Here is a 25,297-nt window from a genome sequence, read left to right as displayed (position 1 = left end):
AATGTAACTAAAAAAACTAGTAGACGTAATAACGTCTACCAGTAAGAGAAAGAGACAGTATTAAAATACTATGAATTAATTAAACCAAAAAAGGTGATGATAAGTCAATTATGAATTCACAATTATTATTAGATACATCGAGAATACTGAATGAACTTGTTATGTATAGCAATCAAAATGTGGAAGTTGAATTTAAAAAATACAATGACGGTAATGTAGTTTGTGAGTTTTGGCACTATTCAAGCCATTATCAATATGGGTGTCAAAGTCTTAAATTTAGAAACATTGATTCTATTAATAAAATGAAACAAAAGCTAGAAGTTGCTAAAAAAGTAATTGCAGGGGAGTGTCTAATCGATGAGCAACTTATTTGAATTAAAAGATAATTATCAACAAGTTTATGACCTTATCGCTGAACAAGAAGATGAACAAATTTTAAAAGATACGCTAGCAAGCATAAACGATGCAATCGAAGAAAAAGCAGATGGATATGTAGCAGTTATTAAGTCTTTAGAAGCAGATAACAATGCTATAGACGAAGAAATAAAGCGTTTAAGACAACGTAAAACTTCTAATCAAAACGGTGTCAAACGTTTAAAAGAAAGTTTACAGGAAGTTATGGAGCAGACAGGTAAAGAGAAGTTTAAAACTGCGCTTAATTCGTACAGCATCGCTAACAATCCACCTAGTTTAGATGTTACAGATGAAAGTTTAATACCTAAACAATACTACATCGAACAGCAACCAAAGCTAGACAAAAAAGAGTTATTGAAAGCTATAAAAGGCGGTTTAGAACTCAAAGGAGTAGAACTAAAACAAAGTAGAAGTTTGAGGGTAAGATAGATGACTGAAGAAAAACAAGAGCAAGATATCCTAACTCAACTAGGGGTTAAAGATATCAGCAAACAAAATGCTAACAAGTTTTATAAATTCGCTATCTACGGAAAATTCGGTACAGGTAAAACGACCTTTTTAACCAAAGATAACAACGCGCTTGTGCTTGATATTAATGAAGATGGAACAACAGTTACAGAAGATGGCGCAGTAGTACAAATCAAAAACTACAAACACTTTGCTTATGTAATAAAAATGTTGCCTCAAATTATCGAAAAACTTAGAGATAACGGAAAGAAAATCGATGTCATAGTAATCGAAACGATACAAAAACTTCGTGACATCACTATAGATGACATCATGAACGGTAAGACTAAGAAACCGACATTTAATGATTGGGGAGAATGTGCGACACGTATTGTGCATATGTACAGATATGTTTCTAAGTTACAAGAACAATATCAATTCCATTTAGCAATAAGCGGTCATGAAGGTATCAACAAAGATAAAGACGATGAGGGCAGCACGATTAATCCCACTATCACGATTGAGGCACAAGATCAAATAAGAAAAGCAGTTGTAAGTCAATCAGATGTTTTAGCAAGAATGACAATTGAGGAGCATGAGAAAAACGGACAAAAGTCATATGAGTATGTACTTAATGCTGAACCCTCTAATTTATTTGAAACCAAAATAAGACATGTAAGCAATATAACAATTAACAATAAGAAATTTGTAAACCCAAGCATTACAGACGTTGTACAAGCAATCAGAAATGGAAATTAAAAATAACTAATAAGGACGGTATAAAATTATGAAAATCACAGGACAATCACAACACACTAAAGAAACTAATCAAGAAGCATTTATAAAAGGTGGAGACTTCTTAGGAGCAGGAGAATTCACAGTTAAAGTTAAAGATGTTGAATTTAATGACAAAGAAGGAAGATATTTCACTATCGTATTTGAAAATAACGAAGGTAAACAATACAAACATAATCAATTTGTACCACCATTCCAACAAGACTTCCAAGAAAGACAGTACATTGAATTATTAAGCAGACTAGGAATTCAACTTAATTTACCTGATTTAACTTTCGATACAGACAGATTAATTAACAAAATAGGAACAATCGTACTTAAAAATAAATTTAACGAAGATGAAGGAAAGTATTTCGTTAGATTATCTTTTGTAAAAGTTTGGAACAAAGGTGACGAAATCGTAAATAAACCCGAACCTAAAACTGATGAAATGAAACAACGTGAACAACAAGCTAACGGACAGCAAACGCCAATGACAAAACAAGATAATCCGTTTGCAAATGCTAATGGACCAATTGATATTAGTGATGATGATTTAGCTTTCTAGGACGTGATTAAATGCAGCTTATTACAAGATACTAGCGAGATAACGACGGTACTTATTCCGTCGTTGCTACTGGTGTTGAATTAGAACAAAGTCATATCGATTTGTTGGAAAATGGTTACTCACTCAACGCAGATATAGAAGTGCCAGACCACGAAAAGATAACTCATAAACAACGCAGAACAATTTTCTTGTTATGCGAAGATATTGAATTACATTTAGGTCAACCTAAAGAAGCTATGAGGCAAGATTTTCAATTCGAATTAGAAATAATGAATGGCTATGATTCTATTAGTTTAAAGAATTGTTCTAAAAAAATAGCAAGAGAATTAATCGAAATGATTATTGCTTTTATGTTTCATCATCAAGTTCCTATGAGATTAAAGACGAGTAAGTTGATGAAAGAAGATAAGAGTTATCTATATTGGTCAACGATTAACAGAAATTGTGTGATATGCGGCAAACCTAATTCAGACTTAGCACACTTTGAAACAGTAGGTAGAGGTATGAACAGGAACAAGATAGACCACTACGATAAATACGTATTAGCGTTATGTCGTAAGCACCATACAATTCAACATCAGATGGGGATAGACAGTTTTAACAAATATTACCAATTACAAGATAGTTGGATAAAAGTTGATGATAAATTAAACGCCATCCTGAAAGGAGAGAAAAATGTATGAAAAAACGTGATCATATCATTTATTTATCGATACTGATCCTAAGTTTAATAGCGGTTGTTCTTTCAATTGTTTCTCTTTGTAATTAGTAATATAAACACCTTTACTAGTATAAATTTCAAAATTATAAATATCTAAAATTTGTTTTAAATCAAAAACAATAAACATCTTATGAGAAGCATAAGCGTTTAAATTAATTGGTAACAAACTGCTTTCATTTCTAATATGTTTACCTTTAGTTAATAACACTTTGTTTTGAATACACTCGAATTTTAAGCCTTTATTTTCGTCTATTAAAACTATTTTAGTAATAGAAACTGGGTTTTTAGTTTCATTTACTACATTCAGTTCAAATACATTTCTTTCGCCAGAAACAAAATGATTTTTTAAATCTACTGAAATATTTAATTGATTTTCTTTGTAGTCACGCCAGTATTTATAAGCAGTTAAACATAAAGAAATTATTGAAACTATTAACGCAATTAAAGAAATCCAATTCATTTTTATCACCTCGAAAATATTATATCAAAAAGGAGTTGAGTAGATGAACAACTTATTGATTGATGATTATCCTATATTAGTTTTACCAAAGTTAGCTACTGAGATAGGACTTAATGAAGCAATTGTATTACAACAAATGCACTATTGGTTAAAGAAAAGCAATCATAACTACGATGGTAGACGCTGGATATACAATTCATTTTCTGAATGGCAAAAACACTTTCCTTTTTGGTCTGTGATGACAATTAAGCGTGCTGTATATAGTTTAGAAAAACAAGATTTATTGCATGTAGGTAACTACAACAAAGCTAAATTCGATAAAACAAAATGGTATAGCATTAATTATGGAAAGTTAGAGGATGTGAAACGACCATCGTATCAAAATGATACGACGAGCGTATCAAAAAGAAACGATGGAGTGTATCAAAATGATACAACCAATACCAGAGACTACACAGACATTACTACAGAGACTACTAACAATAATATATTGTCGGGCAACCCGACTGTGTCTCGAATACCTTATAAAGAAATTGTTGATTACCTTAATGAGAAAACTGGTAAAAACTTCAAGCATAAAACAGCTAAAACAAGAAAGTTTATTGAAGCAAGATGGAACCAAGATTTTAGATTGGACGATTTTAAAAAGGTAATTGATGTCAAAACTGATGAGTGGTTAAACACAGACAGTGATAAGTACCTTCGACCTGAAACGTTATTCGGTACTAAATTTGAAGGTTATCTAAATCAAAAGACAAAATCAACTGGTATGGATCAGTTAGAACGTATGAAGTATGACGAGAGTTATTGGGACTAGGAGTGATTATAAATGCAATCAATGGAAAGTTTAGCTAGAAATATCAAACCTAGTAAAAACATCGTAGAAGAGCAACACAACCTTAAATGTAATAAGTGTGGAAACACATACGACTATTACAAGTTTAGTAACGGGCATGAGTTCAGACATGGTTGTGACTGTTCAATGATACAAGCTGGTAAAGAAGCAGAGAAGAAACGTAAGCAAAAATATATAAATAATATCTTCAATCAATCTACTGTAAATGGTTCGCTAAGAGATGCAACAGTAAACAATTACAAACCCCAAAACGAAAAACAAATATACGCCAAAAAAACAGCTATAGAGTACGTTAAAACCTTTTCTGTAGATAAACCTAAGTCTTTAATCTTACAAGGCTCATACGGTACCGGAAAAAGCCATATAGCGTATGCCATAGCTAAAGCAATTAAAAACGAAGGATATTCAGTGGCTTTTATGCACATTCCAATGTTAATGGAGCGTATTAAAGCGACATACAACAAGAACGCTGCAGAAACAACAGATGAACTTGTACAACTGCTAAGCAACATAGATTTGTTAGTACTCGACGATATAGGTGTAGAAAACACTGAACACACATTAAATAAACTATTCAGCATTGTAGATAACAGAGTTGGAAAGAATAATATTTTCACTACAAATTTTAGTGATAAAGAACTCAATCAAAATATGAATTGGCAACGGATCAATTCAAGAATGAAACATAACGCTAGGACTGTAAAGGTACTAGGAGATGATTACAGGGAGCGTGACACATGGTAACGAAAGAGAATGTTATGCAAATACTTGAGTGTTCCGATGTGTATGCTAAAAAAATGATTGATTGGTGCAGTGGGAATCAAGCTGCACTCATCAAGTTAATCAATGACAAATTGGAAGAAAAAGGCAACAGACAGGCAATAACGGAGGTGTCCTAATGGGACTTATCGACGGACTTAAAAAGCAATACATGTTGTATCAAATTGACGGTTGGAAGATGTGTAGTGTAACGCCGCTAGGAGAAGATACTTATAAATTAGGTAACTGTGCAGGGATACACTTTAGAAACACATTTTCAGGAACGGTAACGAAAGATGAACTAGAAAAACTCAAACGTAAACACAAGTTGTTCAGAAAAGAAGAACTGCAACAACAAATGACAATTAACGAATTATTATTTTGAGGTGAGTTATGGAAATAGAGATTAATTTCAATGATACGTATAAGGAACCTATTGGCTCTCCTCGTCCACGTTTTAGAAATGCAGGTAAATTCATTCAAACATACATGCCAACGTCTTATACGAAGCATAAAGCATATATACAGAGTCAATTACCTAAAAAGATGTTGAACAGTAGATTGAAAGTATCAATATATTTTTACTTCGCACCACCTAAGAGTTGGACAAAGAATCAAAAGTTAATATCGATAGGTCAATACAAACGTACGAAACCAGATATAGACAATTTAATCAAAACAGTGCTAGACGCTGCTAACGATCACTTATGGAAAGATGATAACCAAATTGCACACATTGAAAGCTTTAAGCAATATGCAGAAGAACCAAAAATAATCATGAATGTAGAGGAAGTGGAGTGAATGTACAAAGGGACAATAGAAATTAAAGCGAAAGTTGATATGAAAATAAAAGTTCCTGTTGAAGTCAACAGAGTAAGCGATATGTATGAAGAGGAAGAATTCTATAACAAGTTATACCACGATAATAAAGACAAGTTTTTGTCAGAAGCAGAATTTGTGAGAGTAGATATAGATGAAACTGGATGGGAGTTGAATTAAATGGAAGCGACAAAAATGAGAGTTAAAAATAAATACTTCTCTATTACACCAGATGTAGTAGAGAAAATGAAAGAAGCAGATATCAATTCAGATATCTTAAGACAAAGATTGGCTTCTGGTTGGAAGTTTGAAGATGCAATAGAAGCATCTATTGGAGTAAGACGTAGTGAGTGGGATAGTTTGAAACCTAAAGAGGACGAAATCACAAGTTATAAAGAGAGAATGGAGCAACGCAGATTACAGGAATTGAAACGCAAGAAACCGCACTTATTTGAAGTGCCTCAAGTACATCCTAGAAGAGAATGGTGTGTACACCTTATGAAGTACGATATTTTTCCAAAAAGGGTGGTTAGATCATGAGTATTAAAGATTTGATTATAGGCGATAGAATCAGAATCCAAGAAGTTAACGGTGTTGAAATTACAGTGCAAATAAAAAATGTTTATCGTTTAGTTCAGTCAAGTCTTGATATAGATAAATGGGTTGCTGATGTAGAAGCAATTGACGAGAGAACTTGGACTATTGATGATTGTTATGATTTTTACTCATTACCTAATGGAAATGAAGAAACTAAAAAGACGTTAGATGATAAGGTTAACCACCCGTCACATTACAATAGTGAGAAAGGTATAGACTTAATCGAATTTTGCCGTCAACAATTCACTGAAGAGGAATTTAGAGGTGCGATGAAATTCACCCAGATGAGATATTCACTTAGAACAGGGAGAAAAGAAAATGATATTCAAAATCAAAAGAAATTGGAAGAATATGCTAATAGATTTGTTGGAGCTCTAGAGAATGGCAGATAACTCAATAGAACTATCTGACACAATTAATCAGACATACAAGTACCAAACTAAGGGTAAAACACCTACAGAGGTACAACATGAATTGAGAAATTTGGGTGTCAAAGGATTCATAGTTGGTATGACATCTAGAAAAGTAAAAATGAAAGTTAAAATAGAAGATATAAAAACAAATAGGGAGTGCTTGAGATGAATTCTGATTATCTATTACTATAACAATTTTATTAATATTCCAGTAATAACTGCGCATGTTCCAAAAAAAGAGAAGATGAAAATTAGTATCCATTTAATCCAAAAGTCTTTTACTGAATAATACTTTTCTTCGCCTTCTCTTGTTGCTTCAACATAGTCACTATATTTTGGAGTCATTAAAGGAGTATTTTCACTTAAATCAGTATTATAGTAGACAATCGTTGGAACAATCCAATTTTTGGATAGCATATATTCAAAGTGCTTATAGTCAGATGGCATTTTAACACTGCCTTCTCTTACGCAAGTACGCAACTTCAAAAACATTGAAATGTTCAAAGCTAAGACCACCTTATCTTTATATAGGTTAATTATATCAGAATAGGAGAATAAGAATGAAGTACTTAGAGATTAAATTATTATCTGTGAACGCGACAATTCCTAAAAGAGCAAATCCTACAGATAGCGGATTAGACCTTTATGTATCAGAAACGATTCACATACCTGCAAACACAACTAAAGTGGTTAAAACTGATATAGCAATTGATTTACCTTTTGGTTATGAAGCACAGGTAAGACCACGATCTGGTAAAACATTAAAAACTAAATTGCGCGTTAACTTTGGGACTATAGACTACACGTACAATAAAGAAATTGGTGTTATTACTGACAATATTGGGGATGAACCTATCACAGTAGAAAAAGGCACTCGAATTGCACAATTGGTTATAGCTCCCGTTGTATATCCTAAACCTAAGCAGGTGGATTGGTTCGAAAACGAAAGTGATAGAGGTGCATATGGAAGCACAGGAGAATAAAGACGTATTAGAAGAGGTTAAAAGAATACTTCGCAAAGAGTAATGAAAAGTGGGGTAAGAAATGCAATAAATTAATAATTAAAAAAGAAAAATAAAAAGCCTATAAAGACTTTTTATTTTTATGCGAAAAGTAATTTTATTCCTAAATATAAATTTTTAATTATATAGTAAAATGTAAGGAAGGCTGTAATCAGACCTACTGTCAGCGTTATATTATTGTGATCGTAACTATATGCAGAAAGGATTAGAAATGACACGATGAAAAAGATGATTGGCAAAATATGGTAAAGTAAAGCTTTTCCAGCATGTCTTGAAGTATCTCCACTTGCCAATATCCAAACTATGAGTGGAAAGATAAATGGTGCAAAAAACACACTGAAATAACAAAATGAAGAAAGAATATTATTTGCTGATTTGTCCATAGCTACACCTCCAAATTTATACTGCAAATATAACGCAATAATTTTAAGATTTATAGGAGTTTTTCTTAATCTTACAAAATTGTAATTTTAAAGGAGTCGATAAAATGATTAAGAGATTAATGAGAATATGGTTTACTATCGCTATGTATGAACTAGGTAAATGGATTGGAAGAGAAATATATTATAAGCTTACCTCATATGATAGTGTCAAAGTACCTAAAGATTTTTATGAAAAGAACGATTAAATAGATATAGAAAATTATATACGAAAGGACGATGAATTTTAAATGTGGATTATCATTTCGATTATATTAGCTATTGCACTCTTAATATCATTATGTGTTCAAACTGGATTGAGAATTAAACTAAGCGAGCATAAACAACTTAATGAATTATTGAATAAGCAGATTAAATATTTTAAAGATAATAGAAAATAAGTATCGGAGGTTTCTTATGAGTCTAGGTAAAGAAGACATACCAAAGTTAGAACAGTTCTTTCGTAATTATGAAGATATGAAAGGACAGTTATTATACAGACGATACGAATTATTATATCAGCCTCAAGATACAAATACTGGTGGGGGTAAATCTAATCTTCCAAGCAGGCCTGTAGAAAATGAAATAATTGAGCTACATAAAGATGATAAATATCGTAACTTACAGGCAACTATCACAGCGGTTGAAGATGTGTATAGAAATGCGACACCTGAACAGAAAGCTATTATTGAATACAGATATTGGGAAAAGGACTTATTAATATATGAGTGGGAAGATATCGCTCACGAGTTAACTAAATGTAGAGAAGATGGCAAGGTGATTAGTCAACATTCGGCTATTAGAATGCGTAATCAAATAATGAGAGATGTAGCAAAAAGGATTGGATGGATATACTTCGATTAGTCGCAATTGGGCGTATAGTGAATTGCGGGTTGTCAATAGGGTATTCTTGTATCGTACCTAATATAAACACATGGTTATTTACCCCTCAATTATAAAGACCTTGTGTTTCTTAGCACCTATATTTAAGGGCTTATGTTAATAAAGCAGTGCTTAAGTGCATGTGTTGTATATAACCTTCAATATATCTTTTGAAGGTTATCATATCAATTTAAGTAAATTCTTATGTGTAACAAACATTCAATGAAGCTAAAAAGTTTCTTTAGTTTAAAAGATTGAATGAAACAAAAAGATTATTACGAAATGAAGTTTGTTGTTTGTATTAATGAATAAAAAGTTTTCTTAATTTGTTTACATTCTAATAATAAAATATTTTTTATGTAAAAGACAGAATGATTTGAGATTATAAATCTTATTTCGTTTTGTCTTTTATTTTTTATATTTGTAATTGAAGTAAAATTCTTTGAAAGAAGTTGAAAAGAAAATTTGTTTAAAGAACCAAAAGTTAGATTAGGAAACAGAACTTATAGTCAAAGCGAGCTACAAGACTATAGGAAAGCCAATGTACAAAGGTATAACCAAGAGGTTAGGCATAATAAGCGCAACAAAGAGTATACATCGTTCTACAACAGTTCTCAGTGGCGTAAGTTACGTAAACAAGTATTATTACGTGATAATTACTTGTGTCAACACTGTTTGAATAAGGGCATAGTGAATGATAAAGATTTGATTGTTCACCATAAGGTAGAACTAAAAGAGGACTGGGGTAAAAGACTGGATATGGATAATTTAGAGGTAGTCTGTATCGGGTGTCACAATAAAATTCACAAAAAATAATTTTTATAATATATGTTCTTATAAAATTAACGGGGCGTTCTAAACCCCCTGTGGCTCTAAGTTTCGAGTTAAACGAGCCGGCCTCATTTCCGACCAAATTCCCAAAACTTAATGTTGTAATTTTACAAAAGGAGGTGGTCAGATGGCTAGACCACGTAAATTGAACCTACAAAAACAAGGGCACCGTACCAAAGAAGAATTACAAGAAGCAGAAAACGTTGAAAATGGGCTTTATGAGTTTGATCAGATTGATGCAAAAAAATTACCTGAAGATTTAACCGAAGGTGCGGCTAAAGAATGGGTGCGTGTTGTTCCTCTTTTACAACAATTACCAATTGCAGAACTAGATTATGGTTTAATCAAGAAATATTGCCAGTTAGTCGACATTAGTGACGAAGCATACCAAGAAATGCAACAAGTTGGTACGTATCAACCAGATAACCATCGTAAAACAGGACCATATGTCACATTCATGGATACTACAAGAGAAATTATAAGCATATGTGGCAAATTGGGTATGACAATTGATAGTCGTATGCGTTTAGTTGTACCGGTTGAAAAGGATAAAGCAAAATCGGTTTACGATGAATTTGGTGTTGATGAAGATGACTAACGTTAAAATACCTAAAGTGTATGAAAAGCTTCTAAATATACCCAATGATTTAAGAGATGATGCATACAAATACTGTGTCATGGTTCTATCTGGTGCATACATTACATGTAAGGATACTAGACTTGCCTGTATTCGTCATTTAAAAGACATACACAAGTCAATAGATAATCCTGAATGGAATTATATCTATAAACCTAAACGTGCCAAAAAGGTTATTAAATTCATGGAAACACTACCTGATACAAAAGGTAAGATACACAAATTGACATTGTTTCAAAAGTTCATTGTCGCAAATGTCAGAGGTTGGTTCACGAAAGACAGAGATATGCTGAGATTTAGAAAAGCTTTTATCTCAATGTCAAGAAAAGGAGGTAAGTCACTTTTAGTAAGTGGACTTGTACTTTATTCTTTTTTATTCGATAGGGAACCAGCAGAAGGCAGACAGATATTTTGTGCAGCTAATGACAAGAAACAAGCAAGCGTAGTATTCAACATGGTAACTAAACAACTTATGCATTTAGTATCAAAAGTACCAGAATTAAAGAAAGACGTTAAAAAAGTACGCGAGTTGCTTAATAACTTGCGTGATGACTCTTTCGTTATGCCATTATCACGTGATACAAGTGCAGTCGATGGTTTCGAACCATTCCTAGCAGTTATTGATGAATACCATGCAGCGAAAACAGATGAAATGGTCGAATTAATCCAATCAGGTCAAGGTAACTTATACCAATCACTTATATTTATCATCAGTACCGCAGGTTTTAACTTAAATTCACCGATGTTTGTAAATGAATGGCCTTATGCTAAAGATATTTTAGCTGAAATTTATGATGATCCAGAATACTTTGCGATTATCTATGAACAAGACTCGGAAGATGAATGGCAAGATAAAACAACATGGGCCAAGTCCAATCCATTAATCAATGAATCAGACGACTTAAAAGAACAAATTGAAGAGTATTTGGAAAAACGCGTATCAGAGGCTAATAAAAAAGGATCTATGTTCAAGGTGCTTGTTAAAAACTTCAATTATTGGTTACAAGCAAGTACAGAATCTTACTTAGATTTCAATGATTGGAAAAAGAATGAAACAGATTTTGATATACATGGGTCTAAAACTTATATCGGCCTAGACTTATCACGTGCTGATGACTTAACCGCAGTGTCGTTCGTTCATCTTAATGAAGATAATCAAGAGTATTATGTAACCAGTCATTCGTTTGTGGCTACTAAAGGTGGACTAGATGGAAAAATTGATAGAGATTTTATAGATTATAGACAAATTGCAGAAAACGGTTATTGTACGATTACCGATTTACAAAGTGGAATTATCAATACTGATCAAGTTTTGAATTATATAGAGGATTATATCGACCAATATAAATTAGACGTACAAGCGTTATGTTATGATCCTTACTCAATACATGGTGTTATTGCAGAAATTGAGCGTAGAGATTGGCCTTATGATTTAGTAGAAATCAGACAAGGACCACAAACGTTATCTAATCCGATACTAGATTTTAGATTGAAAGTAATTAATGGCGACATTAAACATCATAAAAATCCGTTACTAGATATTGCGATAAAAAATGCAGTAGCTAAAGATACTAATGACTCATTGATGATTGAAAAGAAAATGAATAGAGAAAAGATAGATCCGCTCATGTCGACTATATTCGCTTATGTGATGGCTTGTGAACATGAATGGGATAGTGAAACTTTAATGCCATTGTTCTTATAGGAGGTGTGATGATGAAAAAATTCTTATACGCACTTGTAGTAATACTATTATTCGTTGTGGGCTTAATAGGTCTATTCTATGGCTTATTTATACTTTGGAAGCCGTTATATATTATTGGTGGCTTGCTGCTCATAGGCCTCTCAGGCGTTTTAAATCAAGCGTACGACAATACCTCGATAAGTCAGAAAGGGGGTGACAGTTAAAGATGCCATTACTTGATTTAGGATTTACAAGCAAACAAGAAAAGATGAACAGAGATTTAGAACGATTATTGTATTGGCAAGAACATGGCACACATGCAAGCTATGTTGGTATAAACGCGCTACGTAACAGTGATGTATTTACTGCTACACGTATTATATCTGCAGACATTGCAAGCACCAAGTTGAAAGTTAAAGGTCACGAAACAAATACAGTGATGGACCAAATACTGGATCTATTTAATAACAATCCGTATTCGGACTTACCGGGTTGGCACTTTAAGTTTATAATCATCGCGAATATGCTGCTTAACGGTCAATCTTTTGTTGAAATTGTACGTGATAAAAACGATTTCCCCGTAGGCTTCTATTTCTTACATAATGATTTAGTAGGAGTTGAGGAAAAAGACGGAGATATTGTCTACAACGTGAGCGAAGATGTGGAAGGTAACGCTGCAAAGATAACCAGTGAGGATATATTGCATTTTAGATACATTACATTAGATGGATATGTGGGTTATAGTCCTTTGTATGCTTTAGCACACGAAATTGGTATTTCTCAAGGTTCTAAGAGCTTCCTACGTAACTTCTTCGATAATGGTGGGACTTCGACATCAGTATTGAAGTATAGAAAAGGGCAAATCAATGCTGAACAATTAAGAGATTTGAAAAAGAATTTCTCAGAAAGCCAATTAAAAAACAATAGTGGCTTAGTTGCTATCGACGACACAATGGAATTCAGCAGGTTGCAAATTCCTACCGAAGTATTGAACTTCTTAAATAGTTATAAGTTCAGTACATCTCAAGTTGCTAAAGCGTTTGGTTTACCAGTATCGAAGCTAGGTATTGAAACAGTAAACACATCTATCACACAAGCTAACCTAGAATATTTGCAAAGTACATTAGATCCAATATTTAAAATGATGATTGCAGAACTCGAAACAAAAATATTTAAGTTTATTGATTCGGGTTACGAATTAGAGTTTGATTCATCACGTCTCATCGACATTGATCCAGAGCTACAATTACAACGTATTACCGAATTGCATAGTAAAGGAATTATTTCAACAGACGAAGCAAGAAGTGTATTTGGTTATCAACCTATTGAACATGGTGAACAACCATTGGTTGACCTTAACAGAGCGCCACTTAACACTTTAGAAAATTATCAAAAATCGAAAATTGACAAAGAAGTTGAAAAGAACTCCATTAAAGGGGGTGATGAGTATGACGAATAGTAACGTTGACACTGGACCACAAGATATGGTTATTAAGGGGTACGCAATTATCTTTAATATAATGAGTGATGACTTGGGTGGGTTCAGAGAAATTGTAGCACCTAACGCCTTAGATGATGTAGATATAAGCGATGTGAAATGTTTAATCAATCATGATTTCAATTACGTTATAGGACGCACACAGGCTGGAACACTTGAGTTAAAAGTAGATGAAAAAGGCTTGTACTTTAAATGTCACCTACCTAACACATCTTACGCCAGAGATATTTATGAAAATATTAAGGCGGGCAACGTAAATCAGTGTAGTTTCTTCTATACATTACCTCCTAATGATTCAACAGCTCGTACATGGCAAAACCTAGATAATGAGTATGTTCAAACCATAAATAAAATTGATGAACTGATTGAAGTTAGCATTGTTACAGTGCCAGCCTACAAAGATACATCGGTTGAAGTCGGTCAACGTGCGAAAGACTTAAAGAAATTCAAACAGTTGGAACAAATGAAGATAGCATTGGATTTAGAAAGCCTTCGTTTTGAAACGTGAGGCTATTTTTTATACCCAAATTTAATAAGGAGTGATATTGCATGGCCAATTTAGATGACCGCAAAAAAGAAATCGCTAATCTGATTTCTAAAGCGCAAGAAGCAGTCGAAAAGGGCGACCTCGAAACTGCTCGTAATTTAAAAGCTGATATTGATGCTCAAAAGAAAGAGTACGAAGAACTCGAACAACTTTCAAAAGAAATTGAAGCATCAGCACCTAAGTTAGAAGAAACACCACCCAAAGACGAGGGTGCAGAAGTCGAAGATAACAAAGGTGATGACACTGGAGAAGGGTCAGAAAGTAAACCATCTGATGACAAAGAGGAGAAACCGTCTGACGAAGAAAAACCTGATGATAAACCAAAACCAGATGACAAACCTGAATCTGAAGCAAAACCGAAACCAGAGGCACCTACAATTGAGAAGGTGGAAGAGCCAACAGAAGAAGAATTAAAAAAAGAAAAAGACAAAAAAGAAGGAGCGAAACGTTCTATGGCGAAATTAAACCAAAACCCAGAAACAAACGAAGAAGTTCTAGCATTTGAACAGTACATGAAATCAAAAGGGGCTAAACGTGACAATGTTAAATCTGATGACGTTGGCGTAACTATCCCAGAGGATATTAAATATATTCCTGAAAAAGAAGTTAAGACAGTCCAAGACTTATCAGAATTGGTACAAAAAACTTCAGTATCAACTGCAAGTGGGAAATACCCGATCTTAAAACGTGCTAACGCTAAATTCAACACTGTGGCTGAATTAGAGAAAAACCCTGAGTTAGCTCGTCCGGAATTCGAAACAATCACTTGGGAAGTAGACACTTATCGTGGATCTATTCCGATTTCACAAGAAGCATTAGATGATTCAGTTGCTAACTTAACTGCTATTGTTTCTGAAAATATTAACGAACAAAAAATCAACACTTTAAATGAACGTATTGGTGAAGTTTTAAAAGCATTCAATCCTACTAGTGTTTCTAATGTTGACGACTTAAAAGAAATTATCAACGTTAAATTAGATCCTGGTTATGACCGCCAAATCATCTGTACACAAAGTTTCTATCAAAAACTTGATACATTAAAAGATGGTAACGGTCGTTATTTACTACAAGACAGTATTATCAACACTGCAGGTAATACTGTGTTAGGTATGAATGTAACAGTTGTGCGTGATGACTTGTTAGGTAAAAATGGAGATGCACTAGCATTTATCGGTGATGTAAAACGTGGTGTGTTATTTGCAGACCGTACAGATGTTTCTGTTCAATGGATTGAAAATGAAATCTACGGTAAATACTTAATGGGTGCTTTCCGTTTCGATGTGAAACAGGCTGATAAAAATGCTGGTTTCTTCGTAACGTTTGAAGATGCAACAGAACCTAGTGGGGATCTAGGAGCATAAGTAAAGTAGGTGATTTCAATGTTCAAAATAGATGACGTTGAAGCCATTAAACAAGCGATACGCGTCGACCATGATTTCGATGATGACTTAATTATGGAAGTGTATTTACCAGGTGCGATTAACGAAATTAAAACAGCTGTATCTTTAAGGGAAGAAGATCAACCTTTTTATGAAAATAACGGATTGTTTAACCTTGCAGTATTGAATGTTGTAGCACATCACTACGATAACCGTTCAACTACTTCCAACGAACAAACTTTCGAAGTACCTGCATCTTCTGTAAAGCTCGTTCAGACATTAAGAAGTAGCTTGATTAAATGGCGTAAGGATAACATTGAGGTGATAGTCGATGAACCTTAACCAATTAGATTACAGAGTTACTTTTTATGAAGTTGTGAATGATGGTCCAGAAGCAGGAATGAATGAACAAAAAGAAATATACAGTTGTTTCGCTGGAATGTACGAACCAACACAAAAAGATGTACAGTTAGGTAATTTAGAACTTAGTAAAAGGTCAGTTACATTAAATATTAGAGATGCACAACCTCAATTTATACCAAGCTCAAAACACGTATTTGAGATAAAAAATGGTATGTATGCAGGGTTGTTTTTTAATGTCAAAAATGTAGCACCTGCTAAGTCGCCTAACTATGTCAAAGTGGTGGGTGAAGAAGAATGACTATGACATTGAAAGGTGATAAAGAAATAATCGCCTATTTAGAAACGAAATACGGTAAATCTGCTACTAAACGCATAACTGACTTTACACTAACTAAAGCTGGCAATAAAGTTGTAAGTATTATCAAAGGTAATATGAAAAGTTTTGAAGATACTGGAGAATCAGTAGAAGAAACTACACTTTCAAAGCCGATGACGATAAAAGGAGTAAGGGCCGTTAAAATTCATTGGCGAGGTCCTAAACAACGTTATCGTATTATCCACCTAAATGAATATGGTCACTTTGATCGTTCTGGAAAGTGGGTTAATACAGCTGGTAAAGGTGTTATTGAAAACGCTATGCGTGAAGGCAGAGAAACGTATTTCAGAACAGTAAAAGAAGAAATGAGAAAGAGGGTGTAATTTATTGGATGACATCACAATGAAAATATACGAAGCGATTATAGATAACAAAGAAATTATGAATCATGTTCAAAAGAACAATATTAAATTCTTTGATTATCCAAACGCACAAGAAATTAAAGATGTAGTGATTGTCATAGATCCATTAGATACACCTACACCTACTGATTTTGGTGATAATGATAATCTCACTTACGAATATTTTTATCAAATAGATGTATTTGTAAAACAAAAACAAGGAGTAAACGGACGAGTCTTATCAGATAGACTCGTTTTTTTAATACAACGAATGATGTGGGAAGTATTAGGTTTTGGAGAGACATCATCAATAAAACCCGAATATATCAAAGAATTTAGTATCTACCGACAAACTAAAAGGTTTGAAGGTAAACAATATTTTAAAATTTAGGAGTGTTTTAATATGGCAGAGAAAAACTATCGTTCATTTACAGGGTTAACAGAATTTTATTATAAAGTGCATGGTGAAGGTGGCGTTAAAAAAGTTGCTGATCCAGAACGCATTAAATATTTACAAGAAATTTCAGTATCCAAAGATCAAGACATCGAAAAAGCATATGGTGATAACCAAGTAGCAGAAATGGCAGTTGCTAACGGAACAATCGAAGTAGAAGCTGGTTTCCATAAGTTACCATTAGAGGACAGAGTTGCATTGTTCGGATTAGAAAAATCAGAGGACGGCATCGTGTCAGTTGGTAACGATACACCACCATATGTAGCTGTTATGTTTGCGAAAACTATGGAAGATGGTTCACGCGAGTATGTGGGATTACCTAAAGGATTATTCACATTCCCTGAATTAGAAGGTAATACAAAAGAAGATGGCGTAGAATTCAGTTCTGACTCTACTACTGCTGAATTCATGCAAGCTAAAGTTAAAGGCTTCGAAGAAGAAAAAGCAATGTTATTAGGTCACGATGCTAAAGGTACATCCGTTATGAAAGACGCTATTTGGGAGGCTGTTTTTGGCGAATCTGCACCAAGCAGTGATCCAAAAGAATCTAGTGGAACAGAATCAGAACTAGGCGCATAACATACAGGAGGTTTGATTATGGCTAAAAATAAGTATGAAGTTTTACACAAATTCATTGATTTAGAGGATAAGAAGAAAGTTTACGATACTGGAGATACTTATCCTAAACCAGCGAACAAAAAAATCTCTGATGAGCGTATTTCAGAGCTTTCTACAAGCAACAACAGACGTGGAAAAGCGTTAATCAAAGAATTAGAAGAATAACTATTATCGAGGACTTCGTGTCCTCTTTTTATTTGCAAATAAAAATCAAAATTAAAGGAGCAATTAAAATATGGCTAAACGTAATTTTATTAAATTAATTCAAATCGATAAAAAGGGTAACGCAGTAACTGATTCAGAAGGTAACGCAAAATTCGACACTTATATTACACCTACACAAATTCCTTTTCGTAAAATCTATGATGCAGCTGATTTAATGGACGGTGCATCAGATGAGAACACTTCTGCGCAAGAAAATATCGATCAAATGTTAGACATGGTAGTTGATATTTACAACAATCAATTTACAAAAGATGATTTACTAGACAGATTGCATGCACCAGATGCTGTAGAAGAGTTACAACAACAAATTCAATTTATTGCACAAGGTCAAATGGATGAAGAAAGAAAAAAGCAACTAGCCAAAATGATTTAAAACCTATCAATTATAAAGAACATAAGGAAAATATGAAGAAGTTAATGTTGAAAATGATGGAAGAAGGCGGTAAGGATATTAACGATATTTTAGATATGCCTTTTGCTTTTTTCATGGAGTTAGTTGACGAAAGTAATAAGAAAAACGTCAAGAAAACAAACAGTATGATCGACGCGTTCATGTAATACATTTTATAAGTAAGGAGGTGGAGTGATGCCAGAAAGAATAAAAGGGTTGCAGATTGACCTATCTATGAAAGATATGGGCGTTCAACGTAGTATTTCGGAAATAAAACGTAGTTTCAAAGGATTAAACGCTGACTTAAAACTATCTAACAACAACTTTAAGTATTCCGAAAAAAGTTTAAATTCATATAAGTTAAGAACTAGAGAATTATCGCAAGCAGTCAAAGAATCTAAAGCTAACGTTGCAGCGTTGAAAGCAAAATACCAAGAAGCAGCAAGAGCATCTGGTGTGAATAGCAAAAAAGCTGCTCAATTAAGGCAGGAATATAGTCGACAAGCTGACAATCTTAATTATTTACAAAACGAACTCGACCAAACGCGAGATAAATATAGAGAAATGATTGCAGTAAGTAAATCGTCTGTCGGTAGACTTGGGCAAACATTTTCTGAAATAGGACCTAAGATAAAATCTATTGGTGACTCAATGAAGTCGGTTGGGCGTAACATGAGTTTACACGTTACCGCACCAATTGTGGCAGGTTTTGGTGCTGCGATGAAGAAAAGTATAGACTTCGATGATACTATGCGCAAAGTAAAAGCCACATCTGGTGCTACTGGCGATGAGTTTAACCAACTTAGAATAAAAGCACTTCAAATGGGTCGAGATACTAAATTCACTGCTTCGGAATCTGCTGAAGCGATGAACTACATGGCACTTGCAGGTTGGGACACCAAAGATATGCTAAAAGGTATTGGTGGTGTAATGGATTTAGCTGCCGCATCTGGTGAAGATTTGGCAAGCGTGTCTGATATTGTAACCGACAACTTAACTGCATTTGGCATGAAAGCTAAAGATAGTACTCACTTTGCTGATGTTTTGGCTCAAACGAGTTCGAAAGCTAATACTGATGTACGTGGTTTAGGTGAAGCGTTTAAATACGCTGCTCCAGTTGCTGGTGCGTTAGGTTACACGATAGAAGATACATCAGTAGCTATTGGTTTGATGTCTAATGCTGGGATAAAAGGTGAAAAAGCCGGCACAGCATTAAGAACAATGTTTACCAACCTTTCTAAACCAACAAAAGCAATGAAAGACGAAATGGATAAACTGGGAATATCTATTACTGATAGCAACGGTGAAATGCTGCCTATGAGAGATGTAATGGACCAGCTTAGAACTAAAATGGGTGGTTTATCCAAAGATCAACAAGCAGCCGCAGCTAGTACAATATTCGGTAAAGAGGCTATGAGTGGTGCATTAGCAGTTATCAATGCATCAGACGAAGATTATAAAAAGCTAACTAAATCCATAGACGGCTCTAAAGGTGCTTCAAAAAGAATGGCTAAAGAAATGGAAGGCGGTATTGGTGGCGCAATGCGTAAAATGAAATCGGCAATTGAAAGTTTAGCGATTTCATTAGGTGATGCATTAGCCCCAATGTTATATAAAGCTGCTAAATGGATTACATCATTAGCGAATAAGTTTTCTAATTTACCTACTGGCGTTCAAAAAACGATTGCAGTTGTAGGATTACTCGCCGCAGCTATTGGTCCACTACTAATGGTCTTTGGCGTTATGGCATCAACAATTGGCACTGCTATAACAGTATTAGGATCTTTAATGACGAGTATGAGAACACTATCATTTTTATCTAAAACCAGTGCAGCAGCGACTGGTATTTGGAATGGCGTTACTGCCACTGCTCGTGGTATCGCAAATGGTTATAGATATGCGGTGGCTGCATTAACCACTTCTCAGACAATACAGGCTATGAAAACTAAAATTGCTGCAGCTGCAACAACAGCTTGGACTACAGTTACTAAAGGTGCAACTTTAGCAACTAAAGGCTTGGGATTAGCAATAAGATTTATGACTGGACCAGTCGGTATAGTTATTACAGCCATCGGATTATTAGTAGCAGGGCTTATTCATTTATGGAAAACAAATAGCTCGTTTAGAAATGCAGTTATCGGCATTTGGAATTCAATAAAAAATGCTGCAATAGCTATATTTGGTTTTATCAAACCTTATATTATTAATATTTGGAACGCAATTAAAAACTCTACAATTGCCATTTGGAACGCGATTAAAAGAAGTGCTGTAATAATATGGAACGCTATTAAATTTGCTGTTCAACATCCTATTCAAGCATTAAAAAATGTCTTATCAGCTTTATGGAATGGCATGAAAAATGCTGCTATTAAAATCTGGACCGCCTTAAAGAACGGCGTTATAGCAATTATTAAAGCATATGTTGCGCAAGTAAAATTTAATATCAACCTTATTAAACGCATTGTAGTTACGATATTTAATGCTATTAAAAGCTTTTCTATTAAAGTGTGGACTGCATTAAAAAATGGTGTGTTAGGAATCGTTCGAGCTTTGCGCAAAGGTGTTCTATCTGTATTTAACGCATTAAAAAAAGGTGTTTCTGTAATATTTAATGCTGTAAAGAATGCCACAGTTAAAATCTGGACGGCTATAAAAAAATCAGTAGTGAATAAAGCAAAAGCATTATGGTCTGGAGTTAAAAATACATGGAATGCACTCAAAAAAGGTACAATTGGCATATTTAAAGCAGTTGGCAGTTTCATGAGTTCTAAATGGAACAGTATTAAAAAAGGTACTGTTAATAAAGCGAAAGCTCTATGGTCAGGCGTCAAAGGTGCTTGGGGATCACTTAAAAAAGGTACTCATAACACCATGAATGCTGTAGGTGGCTTCATGAGCAAGAAATGGAATGGAATTAAAAGTACTACTGTATCTATAGTAAATGGCATGAAATCGAAAGTTATGGGCACCATGAATAAAATGAGAGACGGTATCAAAACAGTTACCGGTAAAATTGGGAATCTTTTTGGCGGAATGGTTAAAGGCGTTAAAAAAGGCCTTAATGGATTAATCAAAGGTGTTAACTGGGTCGCAGATAAATTAGGTATGGATAAAATACCTAAGATTAAATTATCTACAGGTACTCAATCTACGCATACACAAAGTTATATTACCAACGGTAAAATCAATAAAGGTACAATGGCAACAGTAGGGGACAAAGGTAAAGGTAATGGTCCTAATGGATTCAGAAATGAAATGATTCGTTACCCTAATGGAAAACTAGCTTTAACTCCTAATAAAGATACTTTAACATTCTTACCTAAGAAATCAGAAGTTTATAATGGCGCCCAAACACATGCTATTTTATCTAATTCAGGATATGACACTAAGAAGAAAAAACTACCTAAATTTAGTAAAGGTACTAAAAAGAAAGACGGTATATTAGATGTTATTAGCTCTGGTGTAAAAAATGATGTTAATAAAGTAAAAGACATTGGTGGTAAAGCAAGAGACATAGGTGGTACTACGTTTGACAAAGCAAAAGACATAGGTACAAAAGCACTTGATAAAGCTAAAGATGTGTCTAGCACTGTTATCAAGGGTATTGGAGATGTTTTTGATTATGTAGGTCATCCTATGAAATTGGTAAATAAAGTCTTTGAGAAAGTTGGTTTTAACCTAGACTTTATGAAAAATGCACCATTACCATTTGATTTAATGACAGCTATGATTAAGAAACTTAAAAATGGTATTAAAGACTTCTTTAATGAAGGTTTAGACTCTGCAGGCGGTGGAGATGGTTCTTCGTTCACTAAATTCCCAATTACTACGGGGTATTATCCTAATGGTGGTGCTCCTGGTTATAGTTTTAATGGTGGTGCTCACTTTGGTATTGACTATGGCGCTCCATATGGTACAACTATCAATGCTACCAATGATGGAAATGTAAAAGCTATCCACAACTTAGGTGGAGGACTTGTTGCACGACTTTTAACAGGTCAGTTCACATTGTTCTTTATGCACTTATCTAAAATATTAAAACAAGGTAAAATCAAAGCTGGAGAACCAATGGCTAAAACAGGTAATTCAGGTCAATGGACTACTGGTCCACACGTACACTTCCAAGTTGAAAGAGGTCGCCATGATGACATCACAAACAGAGGGACAGTAAACCCTGCTAAATGGCTTAAAGGTCATGGCGGTGGCGGAAAAGTTGGTGGTAGTGGTTCTGCAAACGCACGTAGAGCAATTCAAAAAGCACAATCTATTTTAGGTGGACGTTATAAATCGTCTTATATTACCGAACAAATGATGAGAGTTGCCAAACGTGAGTCTAACTTCCAATCAGATGCGGTTAATAACTGGGACATCAACGCACAAAAAGGAACGCCTTCTAAAGGTATGTTCCAAATGATTGAACCATCTTTTAGAGCATATGCTAAACCAGGACACGGAAACATCTTAAATCCAACTGACGAAGCTATATCTGCTATGCGTTACATTGTAGGTAAGTGGGTTCCTATTATGGGGAGTTGGAGAAGTGCATTTAAACGTGCTGGAGATTATGCTTATGCTACAGGCGGGGTTATTAACACTGCTGGATTATATAATTTGGCAGAAGATGGATACCCTGAGATAGTAATCCCTACAGATCCAAGCAGACAATCAGATGCGATGAAATTGTTACATCTTGCTGCAAGTAAAATTAGTGGAAATAACAGAAATAAACGACCTAACCAATTACGTACACCTAATGTTACTAGTAATACAGTTGATAATGCAGAATTACTACTACAAATGATAGAAAATCAACAGAAACAAATAAACGTGTTAATGGAAATAGCACGAAGTAATAAAACTATTGAAAAACAACCGAAAGGTTTTTCAGAACGCGATGTAAGTCAGGCACAAGGTTCAAGGTTAAGACTCGCTGCTTATAGCCAGGGAGGTTTATAAATTGGAAAATAAAAAAGTAAAAATATTTAACGATCATTTCGAAGAAACACTAACGGATATTCCTCATCTTAAGTTTCTAGAATTTGAAGAAGAGGATTTAGATAGGAAGTCCAATCAGATTGAAGTTAATGGTAGCGATGGCGTTTTACAAGGACCGATGAATTTCGGTCCTTTTAATTTGATACTGAGATTTTCATATAAAGGCATGGATTATAAAGAATATAGATTAGCAAAAGAAAAGTTACGTCAATTGATAAATAGGAGAGATCCTTATTTCGTATGGCATTCAGATATGCCAGGTAAAAAATATGCAGTTATACCAGAGGGTGTCAGTAATGAAAATTTAACAAGTCAATTTGGACTTATTGAGGTGACTTATTCTGTCTACAAAGGATATGCAGAATCATTAAAAGATACTTCTGAATTTAGTTGGACTGATGAAAGTTGGCAATTTGAACAAGGTGTTATAGGAAGTGATGAAGTTAAATATAAACACAATATTCGTTACTTTAAAATATTTAACGGTTCTAAAGATACTATTAACCCTTTATTAAGACACAAATTAAATATTAATTGCACACTTACAGCACCTTATGGATTTGAAATCGTTAATCTAACCACAAATGATATATTTGAATATAAAAAACCGCTCAAAAAGCGTAATACGGTTTCTATTATAGGAGTGCATCCTTATATTAATAATAAAAGAGTTGGTAAAGACACAAATTATGATTTTATTACTTTAGCGCCGGGTTGGAATGAAATTTTAATTAGAGGTCACAATATATCCAATAGTCCTAAAACAGAATTTATATTTAATTACATCTATAGGTAGGTGAGAATATTGGAAAATCTAATATTTATGAATAGAGAAGGGACATTTTCGGAAATTGTTAATGACTTTGATTTTGGTTCCTTTAAATATGAATATGAACAAAATAATGAGCGATCCATATCTCTCACTGCTTATAAAACTAATGTTAACGCCGATATATTCGATAGTTTGATTAATGAAAATTATTTAATTTGGAAGGGCCAGAAATATGTTATTAAATCGACTGAGCTTAAGTATGAAGAAGGTGTAATACTTAATGAAATTGAGGCTAAGCATATTTCTATGGAATTTCAAAATCATTATGTACCTAAAGATTTAGATGATGAGTCACTGAATGATGAAGATGAGACTGAAGCAAAAATTTCCATGAAAGTTAAAGAGTACCTTGATTTTGCATTCAAAAATAATAAACTTAATTTCGATTATAAGTTACATGGAAAATTTAATGAGAGTAAATATATTGAACAGTTAGGAGATAAAAATGGTTTAGAACATCTTATTGAAGGTGCTGAGTATTTTGGCTATATATTTTTTGCTAATAATAAAACTTTCCATATTTATACACCTGATAATTTTTATAAAAAATCAGATGAAATATTAGTTTATAAATATAATAATAGTTCGGTTTCGGCTAAAACAATCACAACTGAATTACGCACCTATATTCAAGGATATGGAAAGAAAAAGTCAAAATCCGAAACGAAAAACTATAAACCTATAAAACCTAAAGATTTCTCATACTCTGGAAATTTTAATAAAGAAGGGACTTGGTCTACTGAACATATAGGAGATTCGTTTTATAAGACATTTGATTGTAAGTGGGGGAATGAAACCTTAACTTGGAATCTAAAAAAAGGACCTAAAGGTGGAATTATCGAAGTATTTATTGATGATAAGTCGAAAGGGACTTTTGATTGTTACAGCGCTCATGCTTCGACGCAAAAAGTTATTTTAGCTAAAGGATTATCAAAAGGTAAACATTCTTTTAGAGGCGTTTTTAAATCGAAAAAA

General features: G+C 33.8%; 33 protein-coding genes and 1 pseudogene. 32 read left to right on the top strand and 2 right to left on the bottom strand.

The window, feature by feature from the left end; genetic code table 11:
* Positions 1-161 precede the first annotated feature (161 nt).
* The 5 genes and pseudogenes from ACFYQA_RS33525 to ACFYQA_RS33505 all read left to right on the top strand — a co-directional run.
* Entirely contained in the window at positions 162-374 is a 213-nt protein-coding gene (locus ACFYQA_RS33525; protein ID WP_388926091.1) for a hypothetical protein, read from the top strand.
* Positions 358-843, top strand: a complete 486-nt coding sequence (locus ACFYQA_RS33520; protein WP_002468176.1) for a siphovirus Gp157 family protein — start codon at positions 358-360, stop codon at positions 841-843. Before ACFYQA_RS33525 ends, ACFYQA_RS33520 begins: the two co-directional genes overlap by 17 nt.
* Positions 844-1,620: an ATP-binding protein gene (locus ACFYQA_RS33515; RefSeq protein ID WP_061749171.1), complete on the top strand. Its 777-nt coding sequence runs from the start codon at positions 844-846 to the stop codon at positions 1,618-1,620.
* Between the two features lie 28 nt (positions 1,621-1,648).
* Positions 1,649-2,203: a single-stranded DNA-binding protein gene (locus ACFYQA_RS33510; RefSeq protein ID WP_049374172.1), complete on the top strand. Its 555-nt coding sequence runs from the start codon at positions 1,649-1,651 to the stop codon at positions 2,201-2,203.
* Positions 2,204-2,286: 83 nt separating this feature from the next.
* Positions 2,287-2,886: pseudogene (locus tag ACFYQA_RS33505) on the top strand (putative HNHc nuclease); the annotation flags it as partial.
* A gap of 15 nt (positions 2,887-2,901) precedes the next feature.
* On the opposite strand, the gene ACFYQA_RS33500 reads toward ACFYQA_RS33505, so the two are convergent.
* Positions 2,902-3,384 carry a hypothetical protein gene (locus ACFYQA_RS33500; protein WP_002468164.1) on the bottom strand — a complete coding sequence of 161 codons (483 nt, stop codon included), beginning with the start codon at positions 3,382-3,384 and terminating at the stop codon, positions 2,902-2,904.
* Between the two features lie 43 nt (positions 3,385-3,427).
* On the opposite strand from ACFYQA_RS33500, the gene ACFYQA_RS33495 reads away from it, so the two are divergent.
* From ACFYQA_RS33495 to ACFYQA_RS33465, 7 genes are all read left to right on the top strand, one after another.
* On the top strand, positions 3,428-4,201 hold the full coding sequence (locus tag ACFYQA_RS33495; RefSeq protein WP_002468137.1) for a conserved phage C-terminal domain-containing protein: 774 nt from the start codon (positions 3,428-3,430) through the stop codon (positions 4,199-4,201).
* Between the two features lie 12 nt (positions 4,202-4,213).
* Positions 4,214-4,984, top strand: coding sequence for an ATP-binding protein (locus ACFYQA_RS33490; protein WP_038399446.1), 771 nt, complete (start codon positions 4,214-4,216; stop codon positions 4,982-4,984).
* Between the two features lie 154 nt (positions 4,985-5,138).
* Positions 5,139-5,384, top strand: a complete 246-nt coding sequence (locus ACFYQA_RS33485) for a hypothetical protein (RefSeq protein WP_002468151.1) — start codon at positions 5,139-5,141, stop codon at positions 5,382-5,384.
* Between the two features lie 8 nt (positions 5,385-5,392).
* Complete coding sequence (locus ACFYQA_RS33480) at positions 5,393-5,800, top strand: RusA family crossover junction endodeoxyribonuclease (RefSeq protein ID WP_002468165.1); 408 nt, start codon at positions 5,393-5,395, stop codon at positions 5,798-5,800.
* Positions 5,801-5,998, top strand: a complete 198-nt coding sequence (locus ACFYQA_RS33475; RefSeq protein WP_002468127.1) for a hypothetical protein — start codon at positions 5,801-5,803, stop codon at positions 5,996-5,998.
* Positions 5,999-6,358, top strand: coding sequence for an SA1788 family PVL leukocidin-associated protein (locus ACFYQA_RS33470; RefSeq protein ID WP_002468115.1), 360 nt, complete (start codon positions 5,999-6,001; stop codon positions 6,356-6,358).
* Complete coding sequence (locus tag ACFYQA_RS33465; RefSeq protein WP_002468121.1) at positions 6,355-6,807, top strand: DUF3310 domain-containing protein; 453 nt, start codon at positions 6,355-6,357, stop codon at positions 6,805-6,807. Before ACFYQA_RS33470 ends, ACFYQA_RS33465 begins: the two co-directional genes overlap by 4 nt.
* 207 nt (positions 6,808-7,014) lie before the next feature.
* Here the strand turns inward: ACFYQA_RS33465 and ACFYQA_RS33460 are convergent, their stop codons facing one another.
* On the bottom strand, positions 7,015-7,344 hold the full coding sequence (locus ACFYQA_RS33460; RefSeq protein ID WP_350666653.1) for a hypothetical protein: 330 nt from the start codon (positions 7,342-7,344) through the stop codon (positions 7,015-7,017).
* Between the two features lie 44 nt (positions 7,345-7,388).
* Between ACFYQA_RS33460 and dut the strand changes: the two genes are divergently transcribed.
* The 20 genes from dut to ACFYQA_RS33360 all read left to right on the top strand — a co-directional run.
* Positions 7,389-7,811, top strand: a complete 423-nt coding sequence (gene dut, locus ACFYQA_RS33455; RefSeq protein ID WP_002468111.1) for a dUTP diphosphatase — start codon at positions 7,389-7,391, stop codon at positions 7,809-7,811.
* Positions 7,812-8,337: 526 nt separating this feature from the next.
* Positions 8,338-8,478 (top strand): transcriptional activator RinB, encoded by a 141-nt coding sequence (gene rinB, locus ACFYQA_RS33450; RefSeq protein WP_002468120.1) that lies wholly within the window; start codon positions 8,338-8,340, stop codon positions 8,476-8,478.
* Positions 8,479-8,686: 208 nt separating this feature from the next.
* A complete protein-coding gene (locus tag ACFYQA_RS33445) occupies positions 8,687-9,133 on the top strand; it encodes a transcriptional regulator (RefSeq protein ID WP_002468152.1) in 447 nt (148 codons plus the stop codon).
* A 483-nt stretch (positions 9,134-9,616) separates the two neighbouring features.
* Positions 9,617-9,967 carry an HNH endonuclease gene (locus ACFYQA_RS33440; RefSeq protein WP_032601667.1) on the top strand — a complete coding sequence of 117 codons (351 nt, stop codon included), beginning with the start codon at positions 9,617-9,619 and terminating at the stop codon, positions 9,965-9,967.
* Between the two features lie 142 nt (positions 9,968-10,109).
* Positions 10,110-10,580 carry a phage terminase small subunit P27 family gene (locus ACFYQA_RS33435; RefSeq protein WP_038399447.1) on the top strand — a complete coding sequence of 157 codons (471 nt, stop codon included), beginning with the start codon at positions 10,110-10,112 and terminating at the stop codon, positions 10,578-10,580.
* Entirely contained in the window at positions 10,573-12,324 is a 1,752-nt protein-coding gene (locus ACFYQA_RS33430) for a terminase TerL endonuclease subunit (protein WP_350666657.1), read from the top strand. The genes ACFYQA_RS33435 and ACFYQA_RS33430 overlap by 8 nt, the downstream gene beginning before the upstream one ends.
* Before the next feature lie 205 nt (positions 12,325-12,529).
* Entirely contained in the window at positions 12,530-13,762 is a 1,233-nt protein-coding gene (locus tag ACFYQA_RS33425; RefSeq protein WP_038399449.1) for a phage portal protein, read from the top strand.
* Entirely contained in the window at positions 13,752-14,309 is a 558-nt protein-coding gene (locus ACFYQA_RS33420; RefSeq protein WP_038399450.1) for an HK97 family phage prohead protease, read from the top strand. Before ACFYQA_RS33425 ends, ACFYQA_RS33420 begins: the two co-directional genes overlap by 11 nt.
* A gap of 41 nt (positions 14,310-14,350) precedes the next feature.
* The gene (locus tag ACFYQA_RS33415; protein WP_038399451.1) at positions 14,351-15,709 is read left to right on the top strand and encodes a phage major capsid protein; all 1,359 of its coding nucleotides are present in this window, start codon (positions 14,351-14,353) and stop codon (positions 15,707-15,709) included.
* Between the two features lie 18 nt (positions 15,710-15,727).
* Positions 15,728-16,069, top strand: coding sequence for a head-tail connector protein (locus tag ACFYQA_RS33410; protein WP_002456400.1), 342 nt, complete (start codon positions 15,728-15,730; stop codon positions 16,067-16,069).
* Positions 16,059-16,388 carry a hypothetical protein gene (locus ACFYQA_RS33405; RefSeq protein ID WP_002456401.1) on the top strand — a complete coding sequence of 110 codons (330 nt, stop codon included), beginning with the start codon at positions 16,059-16,061 and terminating at the stop codon, positions 16,386-16,388. Before ACFYQA_RS33410 ends, ACFYQA_RS33405 begins: the two co-directional genes overlap by 11 nt.
* 2 nt (positions 16,389-16,390) lie before the next feature.
* Entirely contained in the window at positions 16,391-16,789 is a 399-nt protein-coding gene (locus tag ACFYQA_RS33400; protein WP_225540280.1) for a hypothetical protein, read from the top strand.
* Positions 16,790-16,793: 4 nt separating this feature from the next.
* Positions 16,794-17,198, top strand: coding sequence for a hypothetical protein (locus tag ACFYQA_RS33395; RefSeq protein WP_002485830.1), 405 nt, complete (start codon positions 16,794-16,796; stop codon positions 17,196-17,198).
* 12 nt (positions 17,199-17,210) lie between these two features.
* A complete protein-coding gene (locus tag ACFYQA_RS33390; protein WP_145466028.1) occupies positions 17,211-17,840 on the top strand; it encodes a major tail protein in 630 nt (209 codons plus the stop codon).
* A gap of 18 nt (positions 17,841-17,858) precedes the next feature.
* Positions 17,859-18,044 carry a hypothetical protein gene (locus ACFYQA_RS33385; RefSeq protein ID WP_002456405.1) on the top strand — a complete coding sequence of 62 codons (186 nt, stop codon included), beginning with the start codon at positions 17,859-17,861 and terminating at the stop codon, positions 18,042-18,044.
* 70 nt (positions 18,045-18,114) lie between these two features.
* Positions 18,115-18,477: a phage tail assembly chaperone G gene (gene gpG / locus ACFYQA_RS33380; protein ID WP_002485828.1), complete on the top strand. Its 363-nt coding sequence runs from the start codon at positions 18,115-18,117 to the stop codon at positions 18,475-18,477.
* A gap of 32 nt (positions 18,478-18,509) precedes the next feature.
* A complete protein-coding gene (gpGT, locus tag ACFYQA_RS33375) occupies positions 18,510-18,662 on the top strand; it encodes a phage tail assembly chaperone GT (protein WP_154224849.1) in 153 nt (50 codons plus the stop codon).
* 28 nt (positions 18,663-18,690) lie between these two features.
* Positions 18,691-23,451 (top strand): phage tail tape measure protein, encoded by a 4,761-nt coding sequence (locus ACFYQA_RS33370; RefSeq protein ID WP_049386822.1) that lies wholly within the window; start codon positions 18,691-18,693, stop codon positions 23,449-23,451.
* 1 nt (position 23,452) lies between these two features.
* The gene (locus tag ACFYQA_RS33365; RefSeq protein WP_002468177.1) at positions 23,453-24,286 is read left to right on the top strand and encodes a phage tail domain-containing protein; all 834 of its coding nucleotides are present in this window, start codon (positions 23,453-23,455) and stop codon (positions 24,284-24,286) included.
* The coding region (locus ACFYQA_RS33360) for a prophage endopeptidase tail family protein (protein WP_388926068.1) at positions 24,287-25,297 on the top strand (1,011 nt) is incomplete at its 3' end.

This window comes from Streptomyces sp. NPDC005774 (assembly GCF_042871645.1).
Lineage (GTDB): Bacteria > Actinomycetota > Actinomycetes > Streptomycetales > Streptomycetaceae > Streptomyces > Streptomyces pratens.
The sequence above is the reverse complement of the archived record's forward strand: the minus strand, read 5'-3'. Positions and strand labels throughout refer to the sequence as shown.

Excerpts from the sequence above, each read along its gene's own strand:
- ACFYQA_RS33470 (WP_002468115.1), top strand. The coding sequence starts at position 5,999 with ATGGAAGCGACAAAAATGAGAGTTAAAAATAAATACTTCTCTATTACA.
- ACFYQA_RS33420 (WP_038399450.1), top strand. The coding sequence starts at position 13,752 with ATGACGAATAGTAACGTTGACACTGGACCACAAGATATGGTTATTAAG.
- ACFYQA_RS33525 (WP_388926091.1), top strand. The coding sequence starts at position 162 with ATGTATAGCAATCAAAATGTGGAAGTTGAATTTAAAAAATACAATGAC.
- ACFYQA_RS33495 (WP_002468137.1), top strand. The coding sequence starts at position 3,428 with ATGAACAACTTATTGATTGATGATTATCCTATATTAGTTTTACCAAAG.
- ACFYQA_RS33500 (WP_002468164.1), bottom strand. The coding sequence starts at position 3,384 with ATGAATTGGATTTCTTTAATTGCGTTAATAGTTTCAATAATTTCTTTA.
- ACFYQA_RS33485 (WP_002468151.1), top strand. The coding sequence starts at position 5,139 with ATGGGACTTATCGACGGACTTAAAAAGCAATACATGTTGTATCAAATT.
- ACFYQA_RS33510 (WP_049374172.1), top strand. The coding sequence starts at position 1,649 with ATGAAAATCACAGGACAATCACAACACACTAAAGAAACTAATCAAGAA.
- ACFYQA_RS33370 (WP_049386822.1), top strand. The coding sequence starts at position 18,691 with ATGCCAGAAAGAATAAAAGGGTTGCAGATTGACCTATCTATGAAAGAT.
- ACFYQA_RS33390 (WP_145466028.1), top strand. The coding sequence starts at position 17,211 with ATGGCAGAGAAAAACTATCGTTCATTTACAGGGTTAACAGAATTTTAT.
- ACFYQA_RS33520 (WP_002468176.1), top strand. The coding sequence starts at position 358 with ATGAGCAACTTATTTGAATTAAAAGATAATTATCAACAAGTTTATGAC.
- ACFYQA_RS33400 (WP_225540280.1), top strand. The coding sequence starts at position 16,391 with ATGACATTGAAAGGTGATAAAGAAATAATCGCCTATTTAGAAACGAAA.
- rinB (WP_002468120.1), top strand. The coding sequence starts at position 8,338 with ATGATTAAGAGATTAATGAGAATATGGTTTACTATCGCTATGTATGAA.
- ACFYQA_RS33405 (WP_002456401.1), top strand. The coding sequence starts at position 16,059 with ATGAACCTTAACCAATTAGATTACAGAGTTACTTTTTATGAAGTTGTG.
- ACFYQA_RS33465 (WP_002468121.1), top strand. The coding sequence starts at position 6,355 with ATGAGTATTAAAGATTTGATTATAGGCGATAGAATCAGAATCCAAGAA.
- ACFYQA_RS33515 (WP_061749171.1), top strand. The coding sequence starts at position 844 with ATGACTGAAGAAAAACAAGAGCAAGATATCCTAACTCAACTAGGGGTT.
- ACFYQA_RS33475 (WP_002468127.1), top strand. The coding sequence starts at position 5,801 with ATGTACAAAGGGACAATAGAAATTAAAGCGAAAGTTGATATGAAAATA.
- gpGT (WP_154224849.1), top strand. The coding sequence starts at position 18,510 with ATGAAGAAGTTAATGTTGAAAATGATGGAAGAAGGCGGTAAGGATATT.
- ACFYQA_RS33445 (WP_002468152.1), top strand. The coding sequence starts at position 8,687 with ATGAGTCTAGGTAAAGAAGACATACCAAAGTTAGAACAGTTCTTTCGT.
- ACFYQA_RS33410 (WP_002456400.1), top strand. The coding sequence starts at position 15,728 with ATGTTCAAAATAGATGACGTTGAAGCCATTAAACAAGCGATACGCGTC.
- ACFYQA_RS33415 (WP_038399451.1), top strand. The coding sequence starts at position 14,351 with ATGGCCAATTTAGATGACCGCAAAAAAGAAATCGCTAATCTGATTTCT.
- ACFYQA_RS33385 (WP_002456405.1), top strand. The coding sequence starts at position 17,859 with ATGGCTAAAAATAAGTATGAAGTTTTACACAAATTCATTGATTTAGAG.
- dut (WP_002468111.1), top strand. The coding sequence starts at position 7,389 with ATGAAGTACTTAGAGATTAAATTATTATCTGTGAACGCGACAATTCCT.
- ACFYQA_RS33435 (WP_038399447.1), top strand. The coding sequence starts at position 10,110 with ATGGCTAGACCACGTAAATTGAACCTACAAAAACAAGGGCACCGTACC.
- ACFYQA_RS33430 (WP_350666657.1), top strand. The coding sequence starts at position 10,573 with ATGACTAACGTTAAAATACCTAAAGTGTATGAAAAGCTTCTAAATATA.
- ACFYQA_RS33490 (WP_038399446.1), top strand. The coding sequence starts at position 4,214 with ATGCAATCAATGGAAAGTTTAGCTAGAAATATCAAACCTAGTAAAAAC.
- gpG (WP_002485828.1), top strand. The coding sequence starts at position 18,115 with ATGGCTAAACGTAATTTTATTAAATTAATTCAAATCGATAAAAAGGGT.
- ACFYQA_RS33425 (WP_038399449.1), top strand. The coding sequence starts at position 12,530 with ATGCCATTACTTGATTTAGGATTTACAAGCAAACAAGAAAAGATGAAC.
- ACFYQA_RS33480 (WP_002468165.1), top strand. The coding sequence starts at position 5,393 with ATGGAAATAGAGATTAATTTCAATGATACGTATAAGGAACCTATTGGC.